General features: G+C 72.7%; 4 protein-coding genes. 2 read left to right on the top strand and 2 right to left on the bottom strand.

Annotated features, from left to right (window positions below; genetic code table 11):
* Positions 1-239: MurR/RpiR family transcriptional regulator (locus ACFXA3_RS38600; RefSeq protein WP_385195378.1), on the bottom strand; the 239-nt coding region annotated here is incomplete at its 3' end.
* 179 nt (positions 240-418) lie between these two features.
* Between ACFXA3_RS38600 and ACFXA3_RS38595 the strand changes: the two genes are divergently transcribed.
* The gene (locus tag ACFXA3_RS38595) at positions 419-796 is read left to right on the top strand and encodes a hypothetical protein (protein WP_385195376.1); all 378 of its coding nucleotides are present in this window, start codon (positions 419-421) and stop codon (positions 794-796) included.
* 315 nt (positions 797-1,111) lie between these two features.
* On the opposite strand, the gene ACFXA3_RS38590 is transcribed toward ACFXA3_RS38595, so the two are convergent.
* Positions 1,112-2,494 carry a cystathionine beta-synthase gene (locus ACFXA3_RS38590; protein WP_385195381.1) on the bottom strand — a complete coding sequence of 461 codons (1,383 nt, stop codon included), beginning with the start codon at positions 2,492-2,494 and terminating at the stop codon, positions 1,112-1,114.
* A gap of 122 nt (positions 2,495-2,616) precedes the next feature.
* Here ACFXA3_RS38590 and ACFXA3_RS38585 point away from each other — a divergent pair.
* The coding region (locus tag ACFXA3_RS38585) for an SGNH/GDSL hydrolase family protein (RefSeq protein WP_385195373.1) at positions 2,617-3,606 on the top strand (990 nt) is incomplete at its 3' end.

Genomic DNA, 3,606 nt, shown 5'->3' with positions numbered 1-3,606 from the left:
GCGGGAGCCACCTCGCGCAGGTGCCGGCGCAGCGCCGGATACCCGTCGAAGCCGAGCGCCACCGCGAAACGGGTCACGGACGGCTGGCTGACCCCGGCCAGCTCGGCGAGTTCCACGCTCGACAGGAACGGCACGTCCGCCGCCCCGCGCACCATGCAGTGGGCGATCCGTCGCTGGGTGGGCGTCAGCCGGTGCCCCTCGAACAGCTTCTGCAGCCGCGCTGCCGGGCTGTCGCTCATCCCGACCCCTCCGTCCCCGTCGTTATTCAGTCACGGAGCACTTTGCATGCGGTTATGCAGCACGGCAAGCGGCGGACCGCTCCGCGAGACGGCCCGCGGGCCGCAAACCGGTGCGCGGGCTGGCGGATACGGGGGCTATCCCCCGTGCCCGGGCCGCCCCCCGTTCCTACGCTGGGCGCATGGAGTCCCAGGAGCTGAAGAAGGAACTCGACGCGACGTTGGACGCCCGGCGGGAGCTGGGGCCGGAGTACGAGACCGCCCTCGTGGACTCCTTCGTCGAGAAGGTCGACACCCAGGTCCGGCGCCGGCTGGCCGAGGAACGCCTGGACGCCGCCCGCGGCGGCCGGGGCGGCGGGCCGTCACCGCTGGAGGGCGGCTTCGGCGAACGCTTCGGCTTCGCCATCGTCTCGCTGGTCCTGGCGATCCCGCTGTCGGCCATCGGCGCCACGCAGGCGGGGTTCGGCGGCCTGCTGGTCGCCTGGGCGGGCGTCCTCGGCGTGAACTTCGTCCACGCGTCCAAGCACCTGCGCCTGCGCCGGGGCGAGCGGGCCGGGTAGGCCCGCCGGGAGACCGCGGAAAGCTGTGCGCGGGGACCGCCGCACCCTCGGAAAGCCCGAGGGGCGGGACGACGGCGGTCCCCGCGAGGGACACGGGCCGGGTCAGGGCCGGCCGCGTCCAGGGCGTTCACGCGGTCCGGGAGCCGCTCCGGAAGTACGCCAACGCCGTTCGGTGGTGCCGGCCCGGAGGGTGTGCCCCCTGGCCGACAACCACCACTGTGCCGGAGCCGTGTTAAGCCGGTGCTGCCGTCACATGACGGGCCCGTACCTTTTGTGCGACGGACCGACTCGGCGTCACCACGGCACCGGCAGCGGCTACTTCGAGCCCTTGGCGAGGAACGCCAGCAGGTCCTGACGGCTCACCACACCGGTCGGCTTGCCCTCGACCAGCACGATCGCCGCGTCCGCCTCGCCCAGCACGGCCATCAGCTCGGAGACCGGCTCGCCCGAGCCGACCTGCGGCAGCGGCCGGCTCATGTGCTTCTCCAGCGGGTCGGACAGCGAGGCCTGCTTGGCGAACAGAGCCGACAGCAGCTCCTTCTCCACGACCGAGCCGATGACCTCCGCGGCCATCACGTCCGGGTGGCCGGCGCCGGGCTTGACGATCGGCATCTGCGAGACGCCGTACTCGCGCAGCACCTCGATGGCCTCGCCCACGGTCTCCTCGGGGTGCATGTGGACCAGGGACGGCATGGCGCCCTCCTTGTCCGCGAGCACGTCGCCGATGCGCGCCGCGGGGCCCGCCTCCTCGAGGAAGCCGTGACCGGCCATCCACTCGTCGCTGAAGATCTTGCTCAGGTAGCCGCGGCCGCTGTCCGGCAGCAGGACGACGACCACGTCGTCCGGGCCGAGGCCCTCGGCGGCCTTCAGCGCCGCGACGACCGCCATGCCGCAGGAGCCGCCGACGAGCAGGCCCTCCTCCTTGGCGAGGCGGCGGGTCATCTGGAAGGAGTCCTTGTCGGACACCGCGATGATCTCGTCGGTGACGTTCGGGTCGTAGGCGGTCGGCCAGAAGTCCTCGCCGACGCCCTCGACGAGGTACGGGCGGCCCGAGCCGCCGGAGTAGACCGAACCCTCCGGGTCGGCGCCGATGACCTTGACCTTGCCGCCGGACACCTCCTTGAGGTAGTTGCCCGTACCCGAAATCGTGCCGCCGGTGCCGACGCCGGCGACGAAGTGGGTGATCTTCCCGTCCGTCTGGTCCCACAGCTCGGGACCGGTGGTCTCGTAGTGCGAACGGGGGTTGTTCGGGTTGCTGTACTGGTCGGGCTTCCAGGCGCCGGGCTCGCGCGCGAGGCGGTCGGAGACGTTGTAGTACGAGTCCGGGTGCTCCGGGTCGACGGCGGTCGGGCAGACCACGACCTCGGCTCCGTACGCGCGCATCACGTTGATCTTGTCCATGGACACCTTGTCAGGGCAGACGAAGATGCACTTGTAGCCCTTCTGCTGGGCCACGATGGCGAGTCCTACACCGGTGTTGCCACTGGTCGGCTCCACGATGGTGCCACCGGGCTTGAGGGCTCCGCTCTGCTCGGCGGCCTCGATCATCCGGACGGCGATCCGGTCCTTCACGGATCCACCGGGATTGAAGTACTCGACCTTGGCAAGGACGGTGGCCTGCAGGCCTTCGGTCACACGGTTGAGCTTCACCAGCGGGGTGTTGCCGACGAGGCTGATCATCGAGTCGTGGAATTGCACCATGTTCTCCAGGGAGGGGACTCCACGGGTTCTCCGGGAGGTCCGGCCAGACTATGCGGAAAGGGATTGGCCGACCGGCACTACGGGGCAGGTAGGTCAACGAGGCCAGGCAGGGAAGCGAGGTGGCGCGAGGGGTGTCCAGGGCGAGGACGGCCCGCCGGATCGCGGCGGGCGCGGCGTACGGCGGAGGCGGGCTCGGGCTGGTCGGGGTCGCCGCCGTGGGGCTGGTGCTGGCCGAGGTCCAGTTCGCGAAGCGGACGGTGGGCACCGGGCTCGGGGCTCCGCCGCGGGCCGACGGGCTGTACGGGAGCGAGTTCGCCGGACCCGCGGGCTCGGGGCCGGAGCGGCTGCGGCTCGGCATGATGGGCGACTCCACCGCCGCCGGACTCGGCGTGCGCCGGGCCAGACAGACCCCCGCCGCGCTGCTGGCCTCGGGGCTGGCCGCGGTGGCCGAGCGGCCGGTGGAGCTGCGCAACGTGGCCGTCTCCGGGGCCATGTCCGACGACCTCGACCGGCAGGCCGGGCTGCTCCTGGACGGGGAGCTGCCGCCGCCGGACGTGTGCGTGATCATGATCGGCGCGAACGACGTGACCCGGCGCATGCCGCCGACCCAGTCGGTGCGCCACCTCACCTCGGCCGTACGCCGGCTGCGGCTCGCCGGGACCGAGGTGGTGGTCGGGACCTGCCCCGACCTGGGCACCATCGAGCCGGTGTACCAGCCGCTGCGGTGGCTGGCCCGCCGGGTGTCGCGCCAGCTGGCCGCCGCCCAGACGATAGGGGTCGTCGCGCTGGGCGCCCGTACGGTCTCCATGGGGGACCTGCTGGGCCCCGAATTCGCCGCCAACCCGCGCGAGATGTTCGGCCCGGACTCGTACCACCCCTCGGCGGAGGGGTACGCGACCGCCGCCATGGCCGTGCTGCCGACCCTGTGCGCGACGCTGGCGCTGTGGCCGGAGTCCGACCGGCTGGAGGTGGCGCGGCACGAGGACATGCTCCCGGTGGCCAAGGCCGCGTCGGCCGCCGCCGGGCAGGCGGGCACCGAGGTCACGCCGGCGCGGGGGCCGTGGGCCCTGCTGAAGCACCGGCGGCGCCGGCGGGTCCCGGCCGAGGAC

The organism is Streptomyces sp. NPDC059456, assembly GCF_042750055.1.
Lineage (GTDB): Bacteria > Actinomycetota > Actinomycetes > Streptomycetales > Streptomycetaceae > Streptomyces.
Note: the sequence above shows the minus strand (reverse complement) of the source record. Positions and strands in the feature narration are given on the sequence as shown.